Consider the following 24,686-nt stretch of genomic DNA (forward strand, 5'->3'; position numbering starts at 1 on the left):
ACGCCCAGTACATCGTCGTCCGCCTCAACTCCACCGGCAGGTGGGAGGATTTAAAGTCCAGGTCGGTATCCCTTTCCGAGTCCGGCGGAAAGACCACCTGCACCGTCCCGGGAACACCTTACTCGGGAACCTACTCCGGAAGCATCGGCTACGACACGACCGGAAAAACGCTGGAAGGGATCTACAATGATTGCATGGACGGAAACGCTGAGGCCTGCAGGGTGATAATCTGTGCCCTGGGAAGGTGAGATTTCAGAAAAGGCTTTAACCCCTATCGGGTATTCCCAACGGTGGTGAAGGTGGGGCTGTTTTCATTCGGGTCAAAAAAGGGCAAGATGAGGAAGCTCATCGAGGAGGAGCGCTTCGACGAGGTCGTCGGCCAGGTTCTGAAGGGAGGGAAAAACCTCCAGACTCTCCTGGAACTCCTCGATGACCCCAACCCTGGAATCGTCGGCGATGCCCTTCTGTTGCTCACCAACGTCCTTCGCGAGAGCCCGGAAACCCTCGCGCCGCTCATGAACACCGAGACCTTTCAGAAACTCCTCTCCCTCATGGAGAGCAGGAACCCCTACGTGAGGGAGAACGCGATGCTCCTCTCCTACGAGATCGTCAAAACCTTCCCAGAAGTCGTGGAGAAATACCGGGACTGGATAGTTCGGGCAGTCGAGCGGGGCCTTGAGGAGGGTGGTAAGGACCAGAAGGGCTTCCTTCTTCTCGTAATTGAGGAGCTCGAACTAAGGGAGCTCGTGCCAAAGGTTGAGGAGCTGGTGAACGTCGAGGACAAGGTCATTCTGCCATTCGAGGGCAGGAAGTGGGTGAAGCTGGGCGACATAGCCAGGGAGGTCCTTGAACGGCTCTCCTGAGCGATTCCGGTTTCATTTTACTATCTACCACCTGCGAAAAACTAATAAGGGGGTTTGCCACCAGTTATCCGGGTGATACCATGCTTGAGGAGATACTGCTGCTGTTCTTCCTCTTCCTGGCCGTCATGCTGGTGGTCAAGGTTGGATTCGGGGTTATCAAGTACCTGGTTGCGAACGCGGTTATAGGGCTCATAATACTCTGGTTCACCAACTGGATCGGCATCTCCGATGTGCCCCTGACGGCCCTGAATCTGCTGGTGGTTGCAATAGGCGGCATCCTGGGCGTCATAGCCCTGATAATCGTCTACTGGTTCTAGCCCCTAAACTTTTATAAGTTCCCTTCTTTCCATCTTCCGGGAAACTATCCGGGAGTGATGCTCATGTCTCACAAGTCAGCCGAGATGTATGAACTGAAAAAGAAGGTCGAGGAGCTCAAAAGCTATCGAGGTCGTGCCACCGAACTGGTGAGCCTCTACATTCCAGCGGGATACGACATTAACAAGGTCATGCAGCAGCTACGCGAGGAGTACGGAACCGCTCAGAACATAAAGAGCAAATCAACGCGAAAGAACGTTCTCGGTGCGTTGGAGAGGGCGATGCAGCACCTCAAACTCTACCGGAAGACCCCCGAGAACGGCCTCGCGTTGTTCGTCGGAAACGTCAGCGAGCAGGAGGGGATGAGCGACATAAGGCTCTGGGCTATAGTTCCTCCGGAACCCCTCAAGGTCCGCCTGTACCGATGCGACCAGACCTTCGTTACCGAGCCACTTGAGGAGATGCTCCGCGTTAAGGATGCCTATGGGTTAATCACCGTCGAGAAGAACGAGGCGACCATTGGTTTGCTCCGCGGAAAGAGGATAGAGGTCATTGACGAGCTCACCTCAAACGTCCCCGGAAAGACCCGCGCTGGAGGTCAGTCCGCGAGGCGTTACGAGCGCATTAGGGAGCAGGAGACCCACGAGTTCATGAAGCGCATAGGAGAACACGCCAACAAGGCCTTCCTCCCGCTCCTCGAGAGAGGCGAGCTGAGGGGCATCATAATCGGCGGCCCCGGACCGACAAAGGAGGAGTTCGTTGACGGTGACTACCTCCACCACGAGCTCAGGAAGAAAATCATCGGCGTCGTCGACATAAGCTATCACGGCGAATACGGACTGAGGGAACTCGTTGAGAAGGCCAGCGATATCCTCAGGGATCACGAGGCCGTCAAGGAGCGCCACCTCATCCAGGAGTTCTTCAGGCACCTCGTCAAGGACACCGGGATGATAACCTACGGCGAGAGGGAGGTCAGACAGGCCCTCGAGCTCGGGGCAGTAGATACTCTCCTCATCAGCGAGGGCTACGATAAGGTTCGCGTCAGAGCGAGGTGCAACAACTGCGGCTGGAGCGAGGAGAAAACGATGAGCGAGAGCGAGTTCCACATCTACCGGAAGAAGCTCACCCACTGTCCGAAGTGCGGCAGTCAGAACATAACCTTTGAGAAGTGGGACGTTGCTGAGGAGTTCATAAAGATGGCGGAGGAGGCAGGATCGAACGTCGAGATAATCTCCCTTGACACGGAAGAGGGCCAGCAGTTCTACAGGGCCTTCGGCGGAATCGGTGCCTTCCTGAGGTACAAGATACGGTGAGGCCATCAAGGGCCTCTGCCAGCAGCTTTTCCTGTCTCTTCTTCCGTTCCCTCACCGTCCGGCTTCCACTACTGGGGGATTCCATCATACTCAGGGCGATAGCGATGGGCTGACCGGATGGAGCACCATCGGGGAATACGTTGAGGCCAAAGCCGGTCCCTAACCAATGCAAGACCGAGCGAACTTCTGAGAAACCTGGAAAAGATGGGGTGGATAACCGGGAAAACGGAAAATAGGGGATTATAGACCCCGTTGTGGAAAAGCAGCTCACATCCTCTCAGGGGCTTCGATTCCGAGGAGTTCCAGGGCGTTCTTCAGGACACGCTTCACCGCGAGGACGAGGAGCAGCCTCTCCTCCACGATGCCCTCCTCTGCCTTGAGCACGGGGTGGTCCATGTAGAACCTGTTGAAGAGCGAAGCGAGTTCGTTGGCGTACCAGGGGATGAGGTGTGGCTTGACGTCTTTTCCTGCCTGCTCAACAACCTCCGGGAACCTGGCCAGGAGCTTTATTAACTCTTTCTCGCGGTTGGTGAGCTTCGAGAAGTCGGCCCTCTCGATGAGCCCCTTCCAGTCCGTTTCGATGCCCTTCTCCCCCGCCTTCCTGATTATTGAGGCACAGCGCGCGTGGGCGTACTGGATGTAGGGAGCGCTCTCGCCCTCGAAGTTGAGAACGTCATCCCAGCGGAAGGTGATTATCTTATCCGGGCTGTACTTGACGAGGTTGAAGCGCACCGCCCCAACGCCAACGGCCTCGGCTATCTCGTCTTTTTCGGCTTCACTCAGGCTCGGGTTCTTCTCTTCAACGAGCTCTCTCGCCCTCTGAACGGCCTCGTTGAGGATCTCGTCAACGGTGAAGCCGACCCAGGTTCCCTTTCTGCCGGAGAAGGACCCCTCAGGCCTGACCACGTGCTCGTAAGCCAAATGGTGGAAGTTCTTCGCCGAATCCTCGAAGCCGAGGAGCTGGAGGGCGTACTTTATCGCCATCTGTGGATGCCTCTGCTCGGCCCCGATCACGTTGATTACTATATCGGCCCTTCCGAACTTCCCCGGCATTTCCTTCCCGTCTGGAGCAGTCGTCCAGGTCTCGTGGTTTTCCCGCTTATCCCAGAGTTTGTAGAGCATATCCGCATTAACCTTGCCGAACTTCCAGAGGTGATAGGCTATGTCCTTACCCGTGTATGTGGCGGTGCCATCGCTCCTCCTGAGGACGAGGAAGGGGTTCTTCATGTCCGGGAAGAGCTTTCTCAAATCCATCACGAAGGCACCCTTATATTTGCCTTCCTCAGCCCAGAAGAAGTTCTCGTTCTTCTCGATGAGCTCGTAGGCTTCCCTGAAGATTCCGCTCCTCATTATGTCGCTCTCCCAGCTGAGTAAATCATAGGCGATGCCCATTCTGTAGGTGGTCAGCATCTGGGCCTTGACGACTCTCTCGGCCAGTTTCCTTCCAATCTCGGCTATCTCGTTGTCGCCTTCCTCGAGCTTCTTCATCAGCTCGCGGACTTCCCTATCGACATCGGGACTCTCCTCGAGTTTTTTGTTCACCTCGACGTAGAGCAGTCCCATGGCGTGGTCTATGAAGTCCTCCTTGAGACCTTTCTCTCGGAGCTGGGCTTCGATGGCCTCAAACCTCTCCCTCATGTTGAGGTAGCCCCAGAGAACCTGGGCGAACTGCACTCCAAGGTCGTCTATGTAGTTCTGAACCTCGACGGTGTAGCCGAGCTTTCTCATTATCCTCGCCATCGTGTCGCCGAGGACAGAGTTCCTCGCGTGCCCCATGTGGAGGGGCTTGGTAGGATTAACCGAGGTGTGCTCAACGATGACCTTCTTTCCCTTTCCGACCTCGCTCTCACCGTAGGAGAAGCCATTTTCAAGTATCTCCCGAACGAGTTCCCTGCCAAAGCGGTCGTAGTCCAGGTAGAAGTTTATGTAGCCGTTTACCGCTTTGACATCCGCTATCTCCTCCGGAAGCCTCTCCCTAAGGCGCTCCACGATCTCCTCCGCTATGAGCTTCGGCGCCTTCCTGAAGACCCTCGCGAGCTGGAAGGAAACCGTCGTCGCGAAGTCCCCAAGTTCAATGCTTGGAGTTTCATCGAAGGTTATTTCGCCCTTCCATTCCGTCCCTGCCCCGGTGAGCATGTCTTCAAGTGTTTCCCGAAGGAGGAGCCTGGCCCGTTCCTTAACATCACCATAACCCATTCTCACCACCGGCCCCAGTTGGGCCCAACCTTTAAAAACTTCCCCGCTTACTCCATGAGGGGGTGATAGGATGAGGCACCACGTGGGCGAACACAAAGCTAAGAAGGGCCTCATAAGGATAGAGTTTGACGAAGAAAATGGCATAGCGGAGCACGTCAAAATTACCGGGGACTTCTTCATGCATCCTGAGGAAGCGGTGCACGAGCTTGAGGAGAGACTCGAGGGGCACAGGGTTGAGGAGCTCGAGCACCTTATTGACGAGTTCTTTGCGATGAGGCTCGACGTGGAAATGCCCTATGTTAACGTTGAGGACTTCAAAATCGCCCTCAAGAAGGCCCTCAGGGAGTGATCGGATGGACTCCCCGAAAATACCAGTGAGAACCTTCGGATTAATGCTGCTGACGTTTCTGATTTTTTCCTTCCTGGGCTATGCCATTGGAAGCGCCAATCCCGAAACGGCCCTCAGGACCGTGAAAAAACTCATGGAACAGATAGGACCGATATCCGATTCCAGCTTCGAGAATTTCATCAAAATATTCGTCAACAACTCAAGCGTCGCACTCCTGATGTTTCTCTCGGGGTTGTTCTTTGGCATCGGGCCCTGGGTGATAACGGCCTTCAACGGCCTGGTCGTGGGACTCGTGGTCTACGCGGTTCACCGGAGGGGAATACCGATGGGGCAGATACTCCTAGGTCTCATCCCCCACGGGATCATTGAGATACCCGCCATCGTCCTGGCCGGTGTGGGGGGAATAGTCTGGTACAGGGAGCTGGTTGGGGGTGAGGGAAGCGCCCTGGAACGGTTCCGGAGGGGAGCCATCAGAGGGTTCAAGTTATTCCTGCTCTCACTGGGGCTCCTGCTCGTTGCGGCCTTCATAGAGGCCTACGTAACCCCGAGGGTTGCCGGCCTCTGAGTCGAGGGGCGGAACGCTGAAGCGTCCCGATTCCTCGAAGGTTTCTATTTCCCCCAGGATCACGTCCATCGGGTTTTCGAGGGAACCCACGATGCTCCTGATGTAGGAGCGGTAGCTTCCGTTGAGATCCATCATTCTCTCCGCCATTGAGGCGACCTTAATCGGGTCGGTGGAGTGAAACTTGAGTCCCATCTCGACGAGCCATCTCGTCACCGCGAGAAGCCTTCCCGGATAGGTTGAGATGGTCGGCGTTCCGAGGGCTATGGCCTCCCTGTTCATCGTCCCACCGGCCCCTATCATCAGCTTGGCGTAGTGGAGAAGGTTCAGGCTGTCAACGGGGCTTTCCGGCATTATCAGGTTGTCAAAGCGCTCAAACCTCTTCCTCTGTTCGCTGGTCCTCGGAAAGAGGACTACCGGGACATCGGGCAGGAGCGGGATGACGTCCTCGAGGACGCTCTTCTCGGGGCCGTTGAAGTAGTTGGCCTTGACCGGCTCCGTTCTCATCACGATGTAGCCGTTTTTTCTAACCCCGAGCTCCCTCAGGACTCTCCTATCTGGCCTGAACCCGTAGAGGTGGGCCAGCTCAGAGAAGCCGTTGACGGGCTTAATCCCGTTGGGATCCGCGCCGCCCCGGAGGAGGTCGTAAACGTCAATGGCCCTGGGATACAGGAGGAGCTTCGTGTAGGGGAGAATAAGCTTGTTCTGACCGATGGCCGTTTCATTGTCGATGAAACCAATGGAGGGGATCTGAAGACCAAAGGCGACGCGGGGCGCTTCGGCCGAGTGTTTGTAAAGTGAGAGATCGGGCTTTTCCTCGATTATCAGCTTGCTCAACCGGTACATCCTCTCGGTTCCGGCTATGAGCTTGCCCTCCAGGGTGGCCCCCCCGTGCCTGCCTACGACGTAGTAGTCGAAACCGTGCATGTCGAGGATCTCCGTGAGACCGTCGAACTCCCGGGTTGTGATCAGAACCTCATGCCCGGCCCTTTCAAGCTCCCGGATGATGCCCTTGAAGAAGTGGACGTGGGGGGCGTTGGTGATATCAATCCAAACCTTCATCTCTCACACCGTACTACTGGACAGCCCTGTTCAATATAAGGGTTTCCCAAAAACGGTTGCCCGACTCCGGTTTTTCGGCTCTGAACAGCCGTCTCTGTCAAAGAGATCGTTCAAAACGCTTTCTCTTGATGAAAATGTGTTCCACCACGGACTCATGGAGAAACCCGGGCATGGCTCGTTCCGGACAGGAGATTCTACCGCCCCCGGGCGGGAAAACGACCTGGAAACCGTTTTCTGGAAAAGGCTTTTATGGATCCCGGCCCAGACTGAAGCGGTGGAAAAGATGGGAAAAGACGGTCAATCCGGGGAGATAGCGGTCATAGGTCTCGGATACATCGGCCTCCCCACGGCCATAATGTTTGCCAACGCGGGTTTCAGGGTCACGGGCTACGAGGTAAGGAAAGAGGTCGTTGACAAAATAAACTCCGGGAAGGCCCACATCGTTGAGCCCGAGATAGAGGAACTGCTCGCGAGGGCCATCGAGAGCGGCAACCTGAGGGCCACCTCGGACCCCGGGGAGATACGGGACAAGGACGCCTACATAATCTGTGTCCAGACTCCCCTTCGGAAGGACAAGACCCCGGATCTGAGCTACCTCGAGAACGCGGTCAAAACCGTGGCAAAGGCCATGAAGAAGGGCTCACTGGTCGTCATAGAGAGCACGGTTCCACCGCTCACCACAGTTAAGATGGCAAAGCTCATCGAAGAGCTTAGCGGTCTCAAAGCCGGCGAGGATTTCCACATGGTTCACGCCCCGGAGAGGGTGATGCCCGGGAGGATTTTCAAGGAGCTGGTCTACAACTCAAGGATTTTCGGTGGGATAACCCCCGAGAGCTCCGAGATGGCGGAGAAGCTCTACCGCTCCTTCGTCAGGGGACAGACCTTCAAAACCAGCTCCACCGTCAGCGAGGTCGTTAAGCTCATGGAGAACACCTTCAGGGATGTGAACATAGCCCTAGCGAACGAGTTCGCCTTTTTGGCCCATCAGTACGGCATAAACGTTTTCGAGGCCATAGAACTCGCCAATACCCATCCGCGGGTAAGGGTGCACAGGCCCGGAATAGGGGTTGGGGGCCACTGCCTGCCGAAGGACCCCCACCTGCTCCTCTGGCCGGCCCGGGAAGATTTTGGACTCATCAGACTCGCGAGGGAGGTAAACGACTCGATGCCCCTCTTCACGAAGGATCTGCTCTTTGCCGCGTTGAAGGAGCTGAACGTTCCCCCCGAGGATGCCGTCGTTACTGTCCTCGGTCTCGCCTACAAGGGCGACAGCGACGACACGAGAAACTCCCCGGCCAAGGCCTTCATCGACGCCATAAGGGACGACGTGAAGGCCGTTAAGACCTACGATCCCTACGTCGGGGGCACCAGTGGAAGCGTTGAGGAGGCCGTTGAGGGAAGCGACGCGATCGTCGTAGCCACCGATCACACCGAATTTAAGTCCCTCAACTGGGAGGAACTCGGAAAACTCATGAGAACGAGGATTCTCGTAGACGGAAGGCACGTCGTTGAAGAGCCCCCGAGGGGGTTCCTCTTTAAGGGCATAGGGAGGGGTGACTGTTGAAGCCGGCCTTCATCTTCGGCACCAGGCCCGAGATAATAAAGCTCTCCCCGGTCATAAGGGCGTTCCTTGGGAGGGGCGTTGAGCCGCTCTTAATCCACACCGGGCAGCACTACGACTACGAGATGAGCAGGGTCTTTCTTGAGGAACTTGAACTACCCGAGATCGACTATCACCTAGAGGTCGGCTCCGGGACCCAGGCGGAGCAGACGGGAACGGCAATGATCAAAATCGAGAGGGTTTTGATAGAGGAAAAGCCCGACGTGGTAGTTGTTCAGGGCGACACCAATACGGTTTTAGCGGGAGCCTTAGCCAGCGTCAAGCTCAAGATTCCGGTGGCCCACGTTGAAGCGGGCCTGAGGAGCTTTGACCGGACGATGCCGGAGGAGATAAACAGAATTTTAGCGGACCATGCGAGCGAGATCCTCTTCCCCCCAACGGAGGAAGCGAAGAGGAACCTGGAGCGCGAGGGAATAACCGGGAACGTTTACGTTACGGGAAACACGATCGTTGATGCGGTTTTACAGAACGCCGAGGTTGCGGAGGAAAAAAGCGACGTCCTCGAAAGGCTGGGTCTCGAACCCAAGGAGTACCTCCTCATCACCGCCCACCGTGCGGAGAACACGGACAGCAGGGAGAACTTAAGAAAGCTGGTTGAAATCCTCGAGAACCTTCCAATGAGGGCGGTTTATCCAATGCATCCAAGGACGAGGAACAGGCTGAAGGAGTTCGGACTGCTGAAGAGGGTCGAAAACATAGAGAACCTGATAATCACGAAGCCGCTCGGCTACCTCGACTTCCTAAAATTAGAGAGGAACGCCTTCGCGATAATGACCGACTCCGGCGGAATCCAGGAAGAGGCGATAATCCTCAACGTGCCATGCCTGACGCTCCGCTACAACACCGAGCGGCCCGAGACGGTTGAAGCCGGTGGGAACGTCCTCGTTGGCCTTGAGAAGGAGAGGGCAATGGATTATCTGAGACGGCTGATGGAGGACCCGGAGTTCTACGAGAAAATGGCCAAAGCTAAAAATCCCTTCGGCGATGGAAAGGCCGGTGAGAGGATAGCTGGGATACTGCTGGAGCTCTATAAAAAAGGTGAGCTGAGGGTTAAAAGCTCAAGGTTCATATGATTCATCGCTTTTGAGGAACTGGTCGAGCCGGGAGGCTATCTCCTTTGCGATCATCTCATGGGGACTGCCTCCCCTTAATCTTCCGACCCTTGCCTTCAGGTTCCACCAGTAGGCAACCGATACGGACTGGTTCAAAATGTGTTCCTCCTTCAGTCTCCTAAGGCTCGAAGAACTCAGCTCGAGTGCCAGCTTTTCGAGGGTTTCTCCGGTTTCCTCGGGAACGTTTCTGCTGAGCGTGAGCTCGACGAAGGTTTTAGCGTCGCCGGGGTAGGAGTAGTAGAGGATCCCCGAGACGCCGTACTCTCCGCTGAAGAACCCGTCTCTCCAGAAGTCCACTGGGAGGTAAACGATCACGATCCTTCCCCGGAGGTCGTAGTCGGTTATCGATCCGTTGACGTGGACCGGCCTCAGGCCGTGGGAGCGGGTCACGTTGTCAAGGGAGTTTTTAATGGCCTCCTTAAGTCTGACGTTTGGGGCCATGATCGATATGTAAAGGGTTTGCGGGTCCTCCGGGGCACTTCTACCTCCGGGAACATTTGGGATAACGAAGGAGTACCGGTGTTCCCCCGAGAGGTCTGAGAAAACGCCGGATTCGCTGGCCAATTCCAACGCAACGAGCGAAAGAATGATCACAAAGGAGAGGCCGAGGAAGAGTAAGCGCCCCATGTTTTCACCCGATGGAGTTTGGAAGAGCACCTTAAAAGGGTTAAACCTCGGTCCCGATGTAAATCCCGTGCCTCGTTCTGACGATTCTCACCCTTATCCTGTCCCCGACCTCGGCTTTCGTGCCTACGACCTCGATGAGCCTGTTCCTCGCTTTGGCGAGCATTTCACCCTCTATCCTGCCCGGCAGAACGACCTCGGCCTTGACAACTTCCCCGGGCCTGAAGGCCAGGGGAATGAACTCGCGCTTCTCCATTCCGAAGTGGCCCGGCTTTAGAACCAGTGGCTTCATTCCGGTCTTTTCCTCCAGCTGTCTGAGCCAGGCGTAGAACTCCTTGAAGGGCTTTACCCTGGCTATCGTTGGGTTCCTCCCGAACTTGTAGGGTATGTAGTTCTGAAAGCCGAGTGCCGGCCAGCGATTTCCGGCGCCTATTTTCCTGGCGAACTCTATGAAGGCCTCAGCTTCATCATCGTTTATTCCGAAGATTATGACGGGGGCGATTAGGACGTCGATTCCCGCGTTCACCAGCGCTTCCGCCATCTCAAGGACGTGCTCGAGGTCGTAGCTTTTCATCCCCATGAGCATCTTGGCCTTCTCCGGGTCGAGGGAGTGAAGCGAGAGGTTCACCCTGTCGAGGCCGGCCTCCGCCAGCTCCTCGACGAGCTTATCCGTCAAAAGCGTCCCGTTGCTCTGCATCGATATGACGGAGACGTTCGGGTGCTCGCGGAGGGCCTGAACAAGCTCGACGCGGAAGGGATAGATGAGCGGCTCTCCCTGGCCGTCGAGGTGGGCCTCCAAACCCTTTCCCTTTATCCTCGCGACCTCATCAAACCACCTCATCAGGTAGTCGATGTCCACCACGTAGTCCAGCTTTCTCGTCCTTGAATACGGCCCCTCGTCAACGGAGCAGAAGATGCAGCTGAGGTTGCAGCCGCTAACTCCTCTTATTTGAATGAGGTTCGTTCCCCGGTCAATCAGCCCGAAGGCGTTATAGCCCAGGAGGGGAACGTCCATCGCCTCGTGGATGTAGATGACCCTTCTCTTCGTGTAGCGGTTCCTCAGGAGCGCGCCGAGGTTGTTCTGGATGTAGATGACCAGGTAGGATGAGATCCTGTCGTCCTCCGTGTTGAGGAAGAGCCTGCCCTTTTCAACGCTTATCTCGGGTTTCTCCCTGAACTTCCTCCATATCACTTTCCTGAGCTCGTCCTTCCCGAAGTCGGCGTAGAGGGTATCCCTCCATATCAACCTGATCGAGTCCCCGAGATCCTGGAAGGTTACGTGCGGAAGGCTAACCTCAACCATGGGCTGGGCTTTGAGGGAGCTCTTAAAAAACCGACGATGGATAAAAAATCCCGTAGCTCTTTCCCCGGTCGATTCGGGGTCTCTTTGCCAGCATGCGGGCATGGAAACATTTTAATATCATTGGATTAAAGAGTCTAGTGATGGACTATCATGGGTGATGAGAATGTGGGGGAAGATAGAGCACTACTTTGACGAATATCCAGTTCGGAAGCAGATAGCCAAGACACTCCTCAAGTACGGCCTTAAGGTTTCCGAGGACCTCAAGATCAAGGCCGGCGACATAGAGGTTCCGTACACGAAAATAGCCAAGGCCCTCGACGTGGACAGGCGCGTTGTTAAGGAAACGGTCAACATGATCCTCAAGATCCCGGAGCTGAGGGACATATACCTCAACCTCGAGCCGACGGTTCACATGAAGTACGTTGGGAAGCACGTTGGTTATGGCGTTATCGAAATCGAGCCCGAGCCAAGGGCGATTGGAATCCTGGCCAAGATCGCCCAGAAGATCGCCGAGCGGGACATAAACATCATCCAGGTCGTTGCCGAGGATCCCGAACTCTACCCCGAGGCGACGCTCACCATCATCACGGAGAAGCCGGTTCCCGGGGACCTCATTAACGAACTCTCCAAGCTCGAGGGAGTGAAGCGGATCTCCATATACTGAGGTTTTAGGCGAATCGAATTCGCCCGCGACATCTTTTTTTCTCCCGTTGACCCATAGGGAACGCCAGTTGTCATTAAAGAACAAATCTGATGCCCCCATTTTAACCTAGGGTTTTAAACCAGGGCCCTTCGTTGGTAACGTTTATAAGCGATTGGCCTGAACCTGAGGTTAGCCCCGGTTGACCCCAACGGGCGCGTTATCAACGACTGGGGGTTGATGCTATGGGAGAAGTGAGTAAGGCAAGCAGGTACCTGTACACCGTTATCATACTGTTCTTGATATGGTTGATGCTGACCGCCAGCCTTGATCCCCAGGAGGTGGGGTTCGGGCTGTTGCTGTCGCTCATCGTCGCGGCATTCACCTACGAGATATTCACAACCGGCGGGCTCTCCAACCTCCATCCCAGGAGGATAGCCTACATGCTCGCCTACCTGCCCTACTTCCTGTGGGCGATGATAATGGCCAACATCGATGTGGCCTACAGGGTCCTTCACCCGGCCAGGCCCATACGGCCCGGGATAGTCCACTGCAAGACCGTTCTCAAGAGCGACGTTGGAAAGCTCAGTCTGGCAAACTCCATAACTCTGACGCCGGGAACCATAACCCTCGATGTTGACGATGACAACTACTTCATACACTGGATATGGGTTCCGGATGAGGCCCTCACCGGGGACGAGGAGGAGCACGTTAAGGTTGCGTCTGAAAATATCACCAGGCCCTTTGAAAAGTTCCTGAAGGTGATCTTCGGATGATCGGGATCAACGTCTACCTCATACTCATAGCAATAGCGACGCTGCTGAGCACCTACAGGGTGTTCAGGGGACCGACTGCAGTTGACAGGCTCGTGGCGGTTGACATAATGACCACCATAACGACCGGTCTGATGGTGCTCTTCGCGCTCTATTACAGGAGAATGATATTCCTCGATGTCGCGCTCGTCTACGCCCTGCTCGCCTTCGGTGGAGTCATAGCCTTCGCAAGGTACATGGAGGGAGGCCTATGAACGCATTCACGGTCCTCGGGGAGCTCCTCGTCCTGCTCGGGACGTTCTTCTACTTCCTGTCAACGCTGGGCCTCATCAGAATGCCCGACGTTTACAACAGGATGCAGACATCGACCAAGAGCGCCACCCTCGGCTCTCTCGGTGTTATAGCCGGTGTGGGCATATGGGCCCTAGGCACCGATTTTGGAAGCGCCGCCTGGCTCACCAAGACCATGGCCATAGCCCTCTTCCTCCTGATGACCAACCCCATAAGCGCCCACGCCCTCATAAGGGCCGCCTACAAGCGCGGGATTCCGCTCTGGCACGGCAGCGTGGTGGACAAGTACGCCGAGTACCTCGAGAAATCCGGAGGAGATGGAGAGACCCCCGAGGGGGGTGGTGAGGAATGAACTGCATGTCATGTATCGAGTACATAATCGTTGGGGTGATGATAGCCTCGGCAGTCCTCGCCGTGGAGTGGCGGGACCTGCTGGCTGCTGCGGTGGGGATGGCGGCGGTAAGTCTCTTCGCGTCGCTGCTGTTCTTCATGCTCCAGGCGCCAGATGTTGCCATGACGGAAGCGGCAATAGGAGCAGCTTTAAGCGGCGCGGTTTTCATCTTCGCCATCAAGAGAACCCAGCGCTATGAGACCGAAGAGGAGGAGAAGCCCGGCTGGTGGGTGAGGTGGTGAAGATGCTCAAGCGTTTGCTCGCAATAACCACGCTCATCATAATCGGTTACTGGCTCGCCCAGGGCCTCGCTGGAGTCCCCTTCGGCCAGGACAGGATGCTCGTGGGAAAGTACTACCTTGAGCACGTGGTGGAGCAGACGGGCGCGGTCAACGCCGTCACCGCGGTGGTTGTCAACTACCGTGGTTTTGATACCCTCGGTGAGGTCACCGTGCTGTTTATAGCCTCAACCGGTGTGGGAGCGCTCCTCTGGAGCAGGAAAAAGAGGAGAACCGCCAGAACGGAGGGTTCGATCGTCCTCACAACGGGAACCAGGCTCCTGGCCCCCTTCGTGATGCTCTTCGGTGTATACATATTCATTCACGGACACCTCACCCCGGGTGGAGGTTTCCCGGGAGGAGCGACCATAGCGACCGCCTTCCTGCTGCTCTACATGGCCTTCGTGACCTACGAGATACCCCACAGGGCCTTTGAGAAGATCGAGGGAGCGGTGGGAATGACCTACGTCATCGTTGGTCTGATCGGGCTGGCAATAGGCGGCTACTTCCTCTACGACTGGATATGGCAGACATGGGGATGGGGACACGACAACATCGGCAGGCTCTTCAGCGGCGGCTTCATCCCGATCATCTACACCATAATCGGCATCAAAGTCGGCACCGAGCTGAGCGGGATCATTGACAACATGATCAAGGAGGAGGTGAGCAAATGATCTCGGTCTACTACTTCGGGGCGATAAGCCTGATTCTCATCGGCCTGTACGCGGTCCTCGTCAAGAAGAACGTGCTCAAAATGCTCATAGGTCTCAGCATAATGGAAACCGGTGTCAACCTCCTCCTGGTGAGCATCGGTTACATCTCCGGAAGGAGCGCCCCGATACTGAGCGAGGGGATAGGCCCGAATCAGGCCGTTGACCCGATACCTCAGGCGCTGGTTCTCACGGCAATAGTCATAGGCGTTGCCACGACAGCCATGGCCCTTAGCGTTGCTATAATCCTCTACGGAAAGTACGGTACCCTCAACGTTGAGGAGATCAGGAGGTTGAGAGGATGAACGGGCAGTACGCTTCACTCCTCATAGCGTTGCCCCTCCTAAGTGCGTTCTTCGTGCCCCTGATAAAAGGGCTCGGTGAGAGGGGCATAAAATACTACCTGGCGGTCATAACTGCCCTCCAGACGGGAATAGCGGCCTGGGTTTTCCAGCAGGTCTATTCAACAGGAAAGCCGATAATCGTCATGGCGGGCGGCTGGAAGCCACCGGTTGGAATTAACCTCTACATCGGCCACTTCGCGGCCCTCTTCGTGCTCATCGTCGCGGTGGTCAGCTTCTTCACCGCGGTGTTCAGCATCTGGTCAATGAAGGTGCAGCCCATAGACAAGTACGCCATGCTCTTCCTCCTGCTGATGCTCGGAGCGACCGGAATGATAGCGACCGGCGATATCTTCAACCTCTTCGTCTTCATGGAGATAACGGCGATAAGCGCCTACGCTCTAACGGCATACAACAAGACGGGCGAAGCGGCCGAGGCGTCGCTCAAGTACATGATCCTCGGTGGAATCGGCTCGAGCTTCTTCCTCATCGGCGTGGCCCTTATCTACGGCTCCCTCGGAACGCTCAACATGGCCCAGATAGCCCAGCTCGCAGGGAACATGAACCCAACAGTCGCACAGGTGGGATTGGCCCTCATAGTGTTCGGGCTTGCAGTTGAGGCTGAACTGTTCCCGCTCAACGCCTGGGCGCCCGATGCATACCAGGCGGCTCCACACGCTATAACAGTCATGTTCTCGGCCTTCGTCGTTAAGGCCGGACTCTACGCCACCGCGAGGCTCCTCTACCTCATGCAGGCCGTTGGAAGCTGGCACGACGTCCTGAAGCTGCTCGTTGCCATGGCCACCCTCACCGTCGTCGTGGCTGAGTTCGCGGCCCTGAGGCAGAAGGACGTCAAGAGAATGATAGCTTACTCGTCAATAAGCCAGGTCGGAATGATAGCATTTGCCCTCGCCCTCGGAAGCCAGGCCGGAGTCGACGCGGGAGTCTTCCACATGGTCAACCACGCCGTTGTAAAGGCCCTCCTGTTCCTCGGCGTCGGCTACGTCGGGATAAAGCTCGGCGGAACGGCCATGGAGAACTTCCAGGGGCTTGGAAAGAGGATGCCGCTGACGGCCTTTGCCCTCACCATCGGTTCGCTAGCCGCGGTGGGAATCCCGCTGTTCAACATCTTCTGGAGCAAGGTCAGAATCCTCATAGCGGGCGTTGAAGCGGGCTACACATGGGGCGTCGCCCTTATCCTCGGCGCGAGCGTCGTGGAGGCGGTCTATTACCTCCGCTTCATCCACGCCATGTGGTTTGCCGGGGAAGGGGAGAGGATGCGCGAGGGGCTGGCCATAAGCCTGATACTGCTCCTCCTCGCTGCCCTCGTGATAGTCATAGGAATTTACCCGGACTACATCTGGTCTCTCGCCCAGAAAGCGGGTAGCGACATCTTCAACGTCGGTCAGTACATCAAGAACGTTCCTCTGATGGAGGTGGGAGCATGAACGAGATACTGATTATCCTCTTTACGCCCCTCCTCGCGGGGGTTCTCGCGTGGGCCTTTGACTTCAGGGGGGTTAGAGAGGTTATAGGCCTCATCGGTGCCGCGGTGCCGCTGGCCTACTTGGTCAAACTCTATCCCGCGGTGATTGAGAAGCCGGTGGACTATGCCCTCACCGTCGGCGGCTTCACCCTCCAGTTCCAGCTGGGTACGATGAGCTGGTACTTCGCGGCGGTGGCCTCGCTCGTCGGCCTCGCCATGGCCTTCGGGCTTGTTGCCACCTCCAGGAGCGGGTACGACTGGCTCTTCGCCCTCATGAGCTTCACGGGTGTGCTGGGCGTCTTCCTCAGCCAGGACTTCATCGGCTTCTTCCTGCTCTGGGAGCTGATGACCTTCGCGAGCTTCATGATGGTCCTTAAGAGGAACAGGCACGAGTCGCTCAAGTACTTCGTGCTCAGCGTCATCGGTGCCTACGCCATGCTCCTCGCGATAGGCATACTCTACGCCAGGACTGGAGCGCTCGACTTCGAGACCATAAGGCAGGCCCTCATCATAGACGTCTCGCTCGGAACCATAGGTAAGGGCGAGACAATACTGCTCTTCACGCTGTTCCTCACCGCGTTCGGCGTTAAGGCCGGGGCCGTTCCGCTCCACGTCTGGGCACCTGGAGCCTACAGCGAGACGGACCAGAGCTACACCGCGTTCTTCAGCGGCGCCCTGAGCAAGGCGGGCGTTTACGGAATACTGCTCATCTACATGCTCATGGGCTACAAGCTCTACGCCGAACTCGGAACCTTCCACGGCCACCTCACCTTCGCCTACGTAATAGCGTGGATAGGGGCCATAACAGTCGTCGTCGCAAGCTTCCTGGCGGTCCTCCAGGAGGACATAAGGAAGCTCTTCGCCTACTCCTCGGTCGGACAGGTCGGCTACATCCTCCTGGCCTTCGGGGTGGGCAGTCCGCTCGGCTTTGCCGGAGGTCTCTTCCACGTGCTCAGCCACGCGATATTCAAGGGCCTCTTCTGGCTCGTGACCGCGGCAATAATCCTCCAGACCGGAAGGACCAGGTTCAGGGATATGGGCGGCCTCGCGGAGAAGATGCCCTTCACTTTTGCGATGGGGCTCATAGCAGTACTCAGCCTCGCGGGAATACCGCCGATGGCGGGTTTCGCGAGCAAGTGGCTCATCTACGAGGCAGCGATACAGGCCCACATGCCCCTAGTTGCCGGTGCGATATTCCTCGGAAGCGGCCTAGCCTTCGCCTACGTCGTCAGGTTCCTTTACGGGGTCTGGTTCGGCCAGAGACCCTCAGAACTGGAGGACGTTAAAGAGGCACCCCTCCCGCTCCTCCTAGCAATGACGATACTGGCGATACCGAACCTCGTCTTCGGCGTTGCTCCCGGCGTCGTTACCGGTTACATCAACAGGATACTCATGGGGGATGTGGTTGGAGGCGACTACTACAGGCTCGTCACCCAGACCGGAACCTACAACGCCCTGCTGGTCAGCACGGCTCTCGTCATAGGACTCGCCATAGCCGGACTGGTATACCTCTACGGAGCAAAGGCCAGGAGAGTTCCCGTAACCGACACCTACCAGTCGGGTAACCCCGTCACGGAGGAGTTCAACCTCAGCATAAGGAGGAACTTCTATAGGCCTCTAGCTGAGGCCCTCGAGTTCTGGCTCAGGTACAGCTGGGACCGCTTTTACGAAAGGCTGGCGAAACTGTCGGAGGACTTCGCGGATGCGCTCAGACAGGCGTTCTACAACGGAAACGTCCAGAGCTACTCCTGGTATCTGGCGATAGTGCTGCTCATCTTAGCGCTGTGGGGGGTGTTGTGAATGATCGACTGGAAGCTCATCCTCGAGGTCATTGGGATACTGCTCTACGCGACATTCATGGGCTTTATATTCATGGGCATAGAGAGGAAGGCAATGGCGAGGATACAGCGCAGGGTTGGACCTCCCCTCTACCAGCCCATCATCGACACCCTTAAGCTCTTGGGCAAAAAGGAGAGCATTAGCCACGGCTTCATCTACGACTTTGGACCGGTCTTTGCCCTCGGAGCGAGCATAGCGGCGCTCCTCTTCATCCCGATAGCGAACTTCCAGCTCTTCAGCAGCAACGCCGACTTAATCGTCGTGGCTTACCTCCTTGAGGTGCCAATGCTCGGAATAATGCTCGGTGCGATGAGCTCGGGCAACCCGTTCTCAGCGGTTGGTGTCCAGCGTGGGCTCTTAACCATGGTGGCAATGCAGCTTCCCTACGGTCTGGCACTGATAGCCCTCATCCAGCACTGGGGAACCTTCAAGCTGAGCGAGATAGTTGCGCTCCAAGGGGCACAGGGATGGAGCGTAACCGTTCCGGCCCTGCTCATAGCCATGATAGTCTTCGACATAGTCTTCCAGGCGATGCTCGGTCTGGAACCCTTCGACATCATAACCGCTCCCGCGGAAATCTCAATGGGTCCGATGGTCGAGTACGGCGGCAAGCACGCAGCGATACTCTTTACCCAGCACGCGGTCCAGATATTCGCCGAGACGGCCTTCTTTGCCGTGCTATTCCTCGGAGGGGCCAGCAACCTCCTGGAGCTGCTCATCAAGCAGATAGCGGTGCTCTTCATAGCGATATTCGTGGCAAGTATCTACCCGCGCTTTACGATTGATCAAGCCGCGAAGTTCTTCTGGAAGTGGCCGACCATACTGGGAATAATAGCCGTTCTCCTAACGGTGTGAGGTGAGAACATGAGCGAGATTGGGAACGACGGTGTCATAAGCTACGAACTCAAGGAGTTCAAACTGTTTGAGCCCCTCTTCAAGTGGGCCCGGAAGAAGAGCCTCTGGATAGTGGCCTTCTGTACCGGATGCGGTGGAATAGAGATACCACCGCTGGCCACCGCGAGGTATGACTTCGAGCGCTTTGGGATAATGCCAAACCCCTCCCCAAGGATGGGCGACCTGTTCCTCATAACCGGCTACGTGACACCGAAGACCCTCAAGAGAATAATCATAACCTACGAGATGATGCAGGATCCAAAGTACATCCTCGCCCACGGCTCCTGCCCGATAAACGGGGGAGTTTACTGGGACTCCTACAATGTGGTGAAGCAGCTCGACAGGTACATACCCGTTGATGTTGCCATAGCCGGCTGCATGCCGAGACCCGAGGCGGTCATGGACGGGATAATGGAGATGATGCGCAGGATAGAGGATGGAACCGCCGATGGGTGGAAGAGATATAGGGAGAACTACGAGTACTACCGGAGGAACCAGGACGAGCTCTTCGGTGAGGGCTGGCGCGAGAAGGAAGCGAGGAGGTGGCTCGCATGGATATGAACGAAAAGAATGTTGAGGAGAAGGTCGAAGAGAGCAGGCCGGAACTTCCCGACACCAGAGAGGGGAGGCTCGTCAAAGCGCTCATCGAAAAGGCACCGTACGCTGAAGGAAGCGTCAGGCGCGAGAGGCGCGTTGAGTTCAGAGTTTCAGTGGAGAGGATACACGAGTTCCTCGAACTGGCGAGCGAAACCTTCGAGATGCTCATGCAGATAAGCGTCGTGGACTGGATCAAGGAGGGGGAATTCGAACTCGTCTACCAGCTCTGGAGCGTGAGCGAAAGCGTTCACGCCTTCGTCAGGACGAGGATTCCGAGGGAGAACGCGAAACTCCCGACGGTTATGGACGTCTGGCCGGTTGCCGAGACCTACGAGAGGGAGGCTCATGAGTTCTTCGGAATTATATTCGAGGGCAACCCGCGCCTTGGACCGTTCATCCTGGAGGAGAGGGAGTACAAAAAGCACCCGCTCAGGAAGGACTTCAACATGCTCGGCCACGTGAAGGCCATCTACGGAGAGGACTTCGACCGCTATGACGAGAGCAAGACGAACTACGTGATATGAGGTGATGATCATGGCTGATTTGGAGGTTCCGAATGAACTCAGGCGGGAGGCAAAGGAGCACGATATGTACCTCCACCCTATAGACAGGGACACCTACGAACTGTTCTTCGGCCCGCAGCACATGGCGACGGAGAACTTCAGCATAATCCTCAAGATGGACGGCAACAGGATAGAGAAGGCGATAGTCAACCCGGGCTTCCTCCACAGGGGCTTTGAAAAGCTCGCCGAGGGGAGACCCTACTTCACGAACATCGCGTTACTCCTCCGTATCTGCGTCCCGGAGAGCGACGTTCCCGAGAACATCTACTCCATGGCCGTCGACGAAATTGTCGGCTGGGAGGTTCCTGAAAGGGCCATCTGGATAAGGACCACCGTCCTCGAGATGGCAAGGGTTTCGGCATGGATGTTCTGGATAATGGGCTTTGGGAACGAGATAGGCCTCTACACCCCCGGCCAGTGGGCAGCAGCGTATCGTGAGAGGTTCATGCGCCTCTACGAGGAGCTAACCGGCGGAAGAGTTTACCACATCTACACGGTGCCCGGTGGGGTTAGAAGGGACATCCCGGGCGACCGCTGGTTGAGACAGCTCCGCGACACCGTGGAGTACGTCAAGGGCAAGATGAAGGACTTCGACGAGATACTCTTCGATAACTACATCACCTTCGAGAGGACTGAGGGAGTTGGCGTTATGGACAAGCGCTTTGCCCTCAAGCATGCTGTAACTGGTCCAAACCTCCGCGCCACCGGAGTGCCCTACGACGTCAGGAAGGACGACCCCTACTACCTCTACGACCAGCTCGACTTCGAGGTTCCCGTTCTCAAAGAGGGCGACAGCCTGGCCAGAGTTCTCATCAGGAGATACGAGCTGGAGCAGGACCTCTACATCCTCGAGCAGCTCCTCGACATGGGGCCGCCGAGCGGACCTTACATGGTCCAGGACGCCAGACTCAAGGCTCTGCCGAGGTTCAAGCCGCCAAAGGGAGATGCATACGCGCACGTCGAGTCAACGAAGGGCGACTTCGGTGCCTACGTTGTCAGCGACGGAAGCCACAAACCCTACCGCGTTCACGTCCGCGGACCGAGCCAGAGCCACGGTGTTACTGTGCTGGAGGAACTCCTGAAGGGAGCACGTCTTGCTGATGTACCGGTCATACTGAAGACCCTTGACAACTGCCCTCCGGACATAGACAGGTGATGAAGATGGAGAGCGTTGAGAAGCCAAGGGTTAGGGTCGTGGGAGAGGAGAAGGTCAGGATCAAGAAGTCCTTCATCAAACCCTGGATGGGTGTGAAGTACCTGTTCAGGAAGCCCGTAACGATAAAGATACCCTTCGAGAAGATAGAACCGGCACCGAAGTACAGGGGCTTCCACACTCTGAACTGGAAGACCTGCGTCGGCTGTAACTTCTGCGGCCAGATATGCCCGGCGAGGGCCATAGAGATGACGTGGATGGAGGGTGAGAAGAGGCCGCACCCGAAGATCGACTACGGCCGCTGTACCTTCTGCCAGTTCTGCGTGGATGTGTGCCCGACGGGAGCGCTCGGCTTCAGCGAGAACTTCTACCTGACCACTGGCGGCCTCGAGGAGGACCTCGAGCTCTACGACTGGGTTCCGATACACCCGGACAAGGTCAGAGAACTCAACGAGAAGTTCGGCGACTACCGCTTCCCGGTCGAAAGGATAGAAAAGAAGGGCGATGGTGTCTACGTCTACCACCTTCGCGACGGCTCCAGGATAGAGTTCAAAATACTCGGCTACGGTCTGAGACCACCGGCAGCCGCGAAGCCCAAGCCAGCGGCAAAGTCCTCCGGTGGGGCCCCGAAGGAGTAAACACCCTTTTTCTTTACCCCTGTTTTGTACCTCCGCTAGAATTTTAAGCTCAGCCGTTAATACCATGTGGTGGTTGGAATGGCCGTGAACGTACGAAGCGAAAAGAATCTCGGGCTTTGGGGTTCGATCCTATCCCTCCTGGGAGTTTTCGTGCCCTACATTGGAAACGTGCTGTCCCTGGTCGGGCTGATACTCGTTCTGGTGGCACTTCACGGAATCGGTAAGGCCGTTGGGGACGACAGACCCTTCAGGTACTATCTCTATGCAGTTCTCTCCTGGATCGCGGCAATAATCGTCCTCGTCCTGGTGGTGCTCGCCATGTTCCTTTCCACGGGACCGGTACTCCACTGGGGAATCTCCGCGGACGGTGCCATACCCGGTGAACCGTGGATTGGCCCAATGGGCCATGAAATGGAACCCCACCCCTGGATCGGCCTGGGCGCTGTGGTACTGATAATCCTGGTGCTGATCATCGCGGTGGTGGTTTCAGTGTACTTTGAGATAAAGACCTGGCGCGCGATGTACGAGATAACCGGAACCAAAGAGTTCGATGAGGCCGCCACCTGGTTCAAGTGGGGGGCTATAACTCTCATATTCGTCGTCGGCCTGCTGCTGCTCCTAATCGCCAAGATATTCGTGATCCTCGGCTTCAGCAACATGCCAGAGGAACTTGGTGTGGAACCCGCCCCAGAATCGCCCATGTTTTGATCTACCTTCCCGGTAAAAAAGATTCGGAGCGCGGGTTTACCCGGTGGAGTTGTCGGGTAACCTGTGCTCCACGTATATCTCATAGAGTTTTTTCAGATCCTCCCTGACTTCGGGGTCGGTGCGGGGAAGTATGTACGCCTTCCCGCGGACAAAGAGCACCGTTCCGTTGTTCTGCATCGCGACCGCGATTATCTTGGGCGTCATCGAAACGTTGAACTCCCCCTCGATGAGGGCGTATATCGTTCCATTGTAGGTTATCGCTATCGCCGGTACTCCACCTATGCCCGTGATGTTGTACTGGGCCCTGAAGAGCTCGATGTTCTCCTCGTTTCCAACGAGCTCGTAGTAGGTCAGGCTGTCATTGCCGTAGGTCTCGGGAATGAGCGTGTGCATCCTCCTGCAGTGGGGACAAGTCTTCATGCCGTACATATAGAAGTGGATTTTGTCGAGGTATATCTTCGTGCCGTTGACCACGACGTAATCCCCTGAAGTTGCCGTCCCGCTGGTCTGGGTCCTCGATGGGTGAGAGTCAGATATACATCCGGCCGCGAGACCGACGAGGAGCACGAGCAACAGCAACAGTCCGATCTTTCTCACCACCATCACCCGATGAACCCTCTCGGGCAGGGGTTATAAAACCTTGGTACCCTTCGAGACCGATTGAAGCAATGGGGGAACCCTTAAATCGGGATGGGTGTACTCCCCAGGGGGATCATCATGCAGGAGTGGTACCGTTCCAGGGCCCTCTATGAGGCGGTTCTCAAACTGATGGAGTCAGGGAAGATTGAGGAAGCCCTCACCATGGCCGATGGAATACCCGACAGGATGATACGTTCAAAGGCCTTTTCAAGGATTGCCGTCGAGGTTGCGAAAAGGGGAGGCGACTACTCGGAACCCCTGAGGCGGGCGGTGGAGGCTGCCCTCGACGTACCCAGGAAAGAGGAGAGCACCAAGGCATTGATGGGACTGGCCTTTGATTTTCTGAACCTTGGAAAGCCCGAGGAAGCGCTCAGGATAGCGGGCCACATAAGGGACCTCTCGAATAGGGCCAAGGTGGAGGCAGAGGTTGCACTGACCCTCGCGAAGAAGGGGGATGTCTCCGGGGCTATGGAGATAATCAACGGCATAATGGACGAGGACGTCAAGACCTGGGCAATGTCCAGGCTCGCGAGCCAGCTTTAGCTTGAATCTGTCTATCCATAGACATCGAACCGGAAAGTTTAACAGGAGTAAGGCCACAAGCCTTTTCTGGCCCTTTTCCATCAAAATCGGGGTGAGAAAATGAACGTTGCGTCCATTATAGGCCTAATCGGAATGCTCCTGCTCGTGGGTTCGTGGATACCCCAGACATTGGAGACAATAAGAACCAGACACTGTCCCCTGAACCTCCAGTTCATAGTGATCTACGTTACCGCCTCAACGCTCCTTACCCTCTACGCCTACTTCCAGAGGGACTGGATATTCTTTGTCCTGAACTTTCTCGCCGCCCTCCAGAGTGCCGTAAACCTGGTCGTGAAACTCACGGAGCGGGAAGCAACACCGGAACGGTGAGGGGGATTTTTTAAGGAGCCGGTTCCATCCGGGAAGGATTAATCATGAGAGTGCTCTGGGAGAAGGAAATTGATGCCTCCGGGATAGTGGTCTCGCCGAGACCCGTCTGGAAGTGCCGCGCCTGTCCGATGTACGGGAAGAGACCGAGCTGTCCCCCCTATGTCCCGGAATGGAGGGAAGCGAGGGAATGGGTAGGGCACTTCAGGAGGGCACTCCTGATAAAGTTTGAAATCAACATGGACGACTTTGAAAACGAGAAGAGAAAGGTAATACTCCACCTTCTCAAAAGAGAAGCGGAACTCTTCAGGGAGGGGAAGTTCTACGCGATGGCCCTGTTTCCGGGCAGCTGCAACCTCTGCGACGACTGTCCCTTTGAGAGGGGAGAGCCCTGCAGGATGCCAACCAGGGTCAGGCCAAGCGTTGATGCCATCGGAATAGAAATCGGGAAGCTGGTGAAAATAGACTTCTCCGAAAGCGTTTTGTACGGGATAATATTAGTGGATTAGGGCGTTA

The 24,686-nt window shown here is 56.3% G+C and carries 31 protein-coding genes; 26 read left to right on the forward strand and 5 right to left on the reverse strand.

Translation table 11 applies throughout. The features are described 5' to 3' along the window. The 4 genes from MV985_RS04255 to prf1 form a co-directional block, all read left to right on the forward strand. Positions 1–248: hypothetical protein (locus tag MV985_RS04255; protein ID WP_297463524.1), on the forward strand; the 248-nt coding region annotated here is incomplete at its 5' end. 42 nt (positions 249–290) lie between these two features. Then, positions 291–863, forward strand: a complete 573-nt coding sequence (locus MV985_RS04260; RefSeq protein ID WP_366085186.1) for a hypothetical protein — start codon at positions 291–293, stop codon at positions 861–863. Between the two features lie 80 nt (positions 864–943). After that, positions 944–1,180: a pro-sigmaK processing inhibitor BofA family protein gene (locus MV985_RS04265; protein ID WP_297463525.1), complete on the forward strand. Its 237-nt coding sequence runs from the start codon at positions 944–946 to the stop codon at positions 1,178–1,180. A 63-nt stretch (positions 1,181–1,243) separates the two neighbouring features. Further along, entirely contained in the window at positions 1,244–2,491 is a 1,248-nt protein-coding gene (gene prf1, locus MV985_RS04270; protein WP_297463630.1) for a peptide chain release factor aRF-1, read from the forward strand. A 267-nt stretch (positions 2,492–2,758) separates the two neighbouring features. Here the strand turns inward: prf1 and MV985_RS04275 are convergent, their stop codons facing one another. Further along, complete coding sequence (locus tag MV985_RS04275) at positions 2,759–4,687, reverse strand: arginine--tRNA ligase (protein ID WP_297463632.1); 1,929 nt, start codon at positions 4,685–4,687, stop codon at positions 2,759–2,761. Positions 4,688–4,757: 70 nt separating this feature from the next. Here MV985_RS04275 and MV985_RS04280 point away from each other — a divergent pair, with 70 nt between their 5' ends. Continuing rightward, on the forward strand, positions 4,758–5,036 hold the full coding sequence (locus tag MV985_RS04280; protein WP_297463527.1) for a lipoate protein ligase C-terminal domain-containing protein: 279 nt from the start codon (positions 4,758–4,760) through the stop codon (positions 5,034–5,036). Positions 5,037–5,040: 4 nt separating this feature from the next. Further along, on the forward strand, positions 5,041–5,601 hold the full coding sequence (locus tag MV985_RS04285; RefSeq protein WP_297463529.1) for a stage II sporulation protein M: 561 nt from the start codon (positions 5,041–5,043) through the stop codon (positions 5,599–5,601). On the opposite strand, the gene MV985_RS04290 is transcribed toward MV985_RS04285, so the two are convergent. Beyond that, complete coding sequence (locus MV985_RS04290; protein WP_297463531.1) at positions 5,533–6,660, reverse strand: DUF354 domain-containing protein; 1,128 nt, start codon at positions 6,658–6,660, stop codon at positions 5,533–5,535. The two genes, MV985_RS04285 and MV985_RS04290, sit on opposite strands and share 69 nt — an antisense overlap. Positions 6,661–6,943: 283 nt before the next feature. Here MV985_RS04290 and MV985_RS04295 point away from each other — a divergent pair, with 283 nt between their 5' ends. Next, the gene (locus MV985_RS04295) at positions 6,944–8,224 is read left to right on the forward strand and encodes a UDP-N-acetyl-D-mannosamine dehydrogenase (protein WP_297463634.1); all 1,281 of its coding nucleotides are present in this window, start codon (positions 6,944–6,946) and stop codon (positions 8,222–8,224) included. Next, complete coding sequence (gene wecB / locus MV985_RS04300; protein WP_297463533.1) at positions 8,221–9,354, forward strand: UDP-N-acetylglucosamine 2-epimerase (non-hydrolyzing); 1,134 nt, start codon at positions 8,221–8,223, stop codon at positions 9,352–9,354. Before MV985_RS04295 ends, wecB begins: the two co-directional genes overlap by 4 nt. Here wecB and MV985_RS04305 read toward each other — a convergent pair. Together MV985_RS04305 and MV985_RS04310 are read right to left on the reverse strand one after the other, a co-directional pair. Continuing rightward, positions 9,340–10,020, reverse strand: a complete 681-nt coding sequence (locus MV985_RS04305) for a hypothetical protein (RefSeq protein WP_297463535.1) — start codon at positions 10,018–10,020, stop codon at positions 9,340–9,342. The genes wecB and MV985_RS04305 overlap by 15 nt on opposite strands. 40 nt (positions 10,021–10,060) lie before the next feature. Then, positions 10,061–11,320, reverse strand: a complete 1,260-nt coding sequence (locus MV985_RS04310; protein WP_297463537.1) for a radical SAM protein — start codon at positions 11,318–11,320, stop codon at positions 10,061–10,063. A 163-nt stretch (positions 11,321–11,483) separates the two neighbouring features. Here MV985_RS04310 and MV985_RS04315 point away from each other — a divergent pair, with 163 nt between their 5' ends. The 15 genes from MV985_RS04315 (at position 11,484) to MV985_RS04385 (ending at position 22,622) form a co-directional block, all read left to right on the forward strand. Next, positions 11,484–11,984 carry an ACT domain-containing protein gene (locus MV985_RS04315; protein WP_297463635.1) on the forward strand — a complete coding sequence of 167 codons (501 nt, stop codon included), beginning with the start codon at positions 11,484–11,486 and terminating at the stop codon, positions 11,982–11,984. A gap of 221 nt (positions 11,985–12,205) precedes the next feature. Continuing rightward, a complete protein-coding gene (locus tag MV985_RS04320) occupies positions 12,206–12,736 on the forward strand; it encodes a Na+/H+ antiporter subunit E (RefSeq protein WP_297463539.1) in 531 nt (176 codons plus the stop codon). Continuing rightward, complete coding sequence (locus MV985_RS04325) at positions 12,733–12,987, forward strand: monovalent cation/H+ antiporter complex subunit F (protein ID WP_297463541.1); 255 nt, start codon at positions 12,733–12,735, stop codon at positions 12,985–12,987. Before MV985_RS04320 ends, MV985_RS04325 begins: the two co-directional genes overlap by 4 nt. Beyond that, positions 12,984–13,376 carry a monovalent cation/H(+) antiporter subunit G gene (gene mnhG / locus MV985_RS04330; RefSeq protein ID WP_297463543.1) on the forward strand — a complete coding sequence of 131 codons (393 nt, stop codon included), beginning with the start codon at positions 12,984–12,986 and terminating at the stop codon, positions 13,374–13,376. The genes MV985_RS04325 and mnhG overlap by 4 nt, the downstream gene beginning before the upstream one ends. Next, positions 13,373–13,657 (forward strand): DUF4040 domain-containing protein, encoded by a 285-nt coding sequence (locus MV985_RS04335; RefSeq protein ID WP_297463545.1) that lies wholly within the window; start codon positions 13,373–13,375, stop codon positions 13,655–13,657. Before mnhG ends, MV985_RS04335 begins: the two co-directional genes overlap by 4 nt. A gap of 2 nt (positions 13,658–13,659) precedes the next feature. Beyond that, positions 13,660–14,367 carry a Na(+)/H(+) antiporter subunit B gene (locus MV985_RS04340; protein ID WP_297463637.1) on the forward strand — a complete coding sequence of 236 codons (708 nt, stop codon included), beginning with the start codon at positions 13,660–13,662 and terminating at the stop codon, positions 14,365–14,367. Beyond that, positions 14,364–14,708, forward strand: a complete 345-nt coding sequence (locus tag MV985_RS04345; RefSeq protein ID WP_297463547.1) for an NADH-quinone oxidoreductase subunit K — start codon at positions 14,364–14,366, stop codon at positions 14,706–14,708. Before MV985_RS04340 ends, MV985_RS04345 begins: the two co-directional genes overlap by 4 nt. Beyond that, positions 14,705–16,192 carry a proton-conducting transporter membrane subunit gene (locus tag MV985_RS04350; protein WP_297463549.1) on the forward strand — a complete coding sequence of 496 codons (1,488 nt, stop codon included), beginning with the start codon at positions 14,705–14,707 and terminating at the stop codon, positions 16,190–16,192. The genes MV985_RS04345 and MV985_RS04350 overlap by 4 nt, the downstream gene beginning before the upstream one ends. After that, a complete protein-coding gene (locus tag MV985_RS04355; RefSeq protein ID WP_297463550.1) occupies positions 16,189–18,030 on the forward strand; it encodes a proton-conducting transporter membrane subunit in 1,842 nt (613 codons plus the stop codon). The genes MV985_RS04350 and MV985_RS04355 overlap by 4 nt, the downstream gene beginning before the upstream one ends. Next, entirely contained in the window at positions 18,031–18,924 is an 894-nt protein-coding gene (locus MV985_RS04360; protein ID WP_297463552.1) for a respiratory chain complex I subunit 1 family protein, read from the forward strand. Between the two features lie 9 nt (positions 18,925–18,933). After that, entirely contained in the window at positions 18,934–19,524 is a 591-nt protein-coding gene (locus tag MV985_RS04365) for an NADH-quinone oxidoreductase subunit B (protein ID WP_297463558.1), read from the forward strand. After that, positions 19,515–20,084, forward strand: coding sequence for an NADH-quinone oxidoreductase subunit C (locus MV985_RS04370; RefSeq protein ID WP_297463563.1), 570 nt, complete (start codon positions 19,515–19,517; stop codon positions 20,082–20,084). The genes MV985_RS04365 and MV985_RS04370 overlap by 10 nt, the downstream gene beginning before the upstream one ends. 10 nt (positions 20,085–20,094) lie before the next feature. Beyond that, positions 20,095–21,279 (forward strand): NADH-quinone oxidoreductase subunit D, encoded by a 1,185-nt coding sequence (locus tag MV985_RS04375; protein WP_297463639.1) that lies wholly within the window; start codon positions 20,095–20,097, stop codon positions 21,277–21,279. A 5-nt stretch (positions 21,280–21,284) separates the two neighbouring features. Then, positions 21,285–21,914: an NADH-quinone oxidoreductase subunit NuoI gene (nuoI, locus tag MV985_RS04380; RefSeq protein WP_297463641.1), complete on the forward strand. Its 630-nt coding sequence runs from the start codon at positions 21,285–21,287 to the stop codon at positions 21,912–21,914. Positions 21,915–21,992: 78 nt separating this feature from the next. Next, a complete protein-coding gene (locus tag MV985_RS04385; protein ID WP_297463643.1) occupies positions 21,993–22,622 on the forward strand; it encodes a DUF996 domain-containing protein in 630 nt (209 codons plus the stop codon). Positions 22,623–22,658: 36 nt separating this feature from the next. Here the strand turns inward: MV985_RS04385 and MV985_RS04390 are convergent, their stop codons facing one another. Beyond that, positions 22,659–23,225 (reverse strand): glutaredoxin, encoded by a 567-nt coding sequence (locus MV985_RS04390; RefSeq protein WP_297463570.1) that lies wholly within the window; start codon positions 23,223–23,225, stop codon positions 22,659–22,661. A 114-nt stretch (positions 23,226–23,339) separates the two neighbouring features. Here MV985_RS04390 and MV985_RS04395 point away from each other — a divergent pair, with 114 nt between their 5' ends. The 3 genes from MV985_RS04395 to MV985_RS04405 all read left to right on the forward strand — a co-directional run bounded on the left by MV985_RS04395 (position 23,340) and on the right by MV985_RS04405 (position 24,679). Then, entirely contained in the window at positions 23,340–23,804 is a 465-nt protein-coding gene (locus MV985_RS04395; protein WP_297463645.1) for a hypothetical protein, read from the forward strand. 99 nt (positions 23,805–23,903) lie between these two features. Then, complete coding sequence (locus tag MV985_RS04400) at positions 23,904–24,173, forward strand: PQ-loop domain-containing transporter (protein ID WP_297463580.1); 270 nt, start codon at positions 23,904–23,906, stop codon at positions 24,171–24,173. A 44-nt stretch (positions 24,174–24,217) separates the two neighbouring features. Further along, positions 24,218–24,679, forward strand: coding sequence for a DUF2284 domain-containing protein (locus MV985_RS04405; protein WP_297463582.1), 462 nt, complete (start codon positions 24,218–24,220; stop codon positions 24,677–24,679). Positions 24,680–24,686: the final 7 nt, after the last annotated feature.

The organism is Thermococcus sp., assembly GCF_027012695.1.
In the GTDB taxonomy this organism is placed as follows: Archaea; Methanobacteriota_B; Thermococci; order Thermococcales; family Thermococcaceae; genus Thermococcus.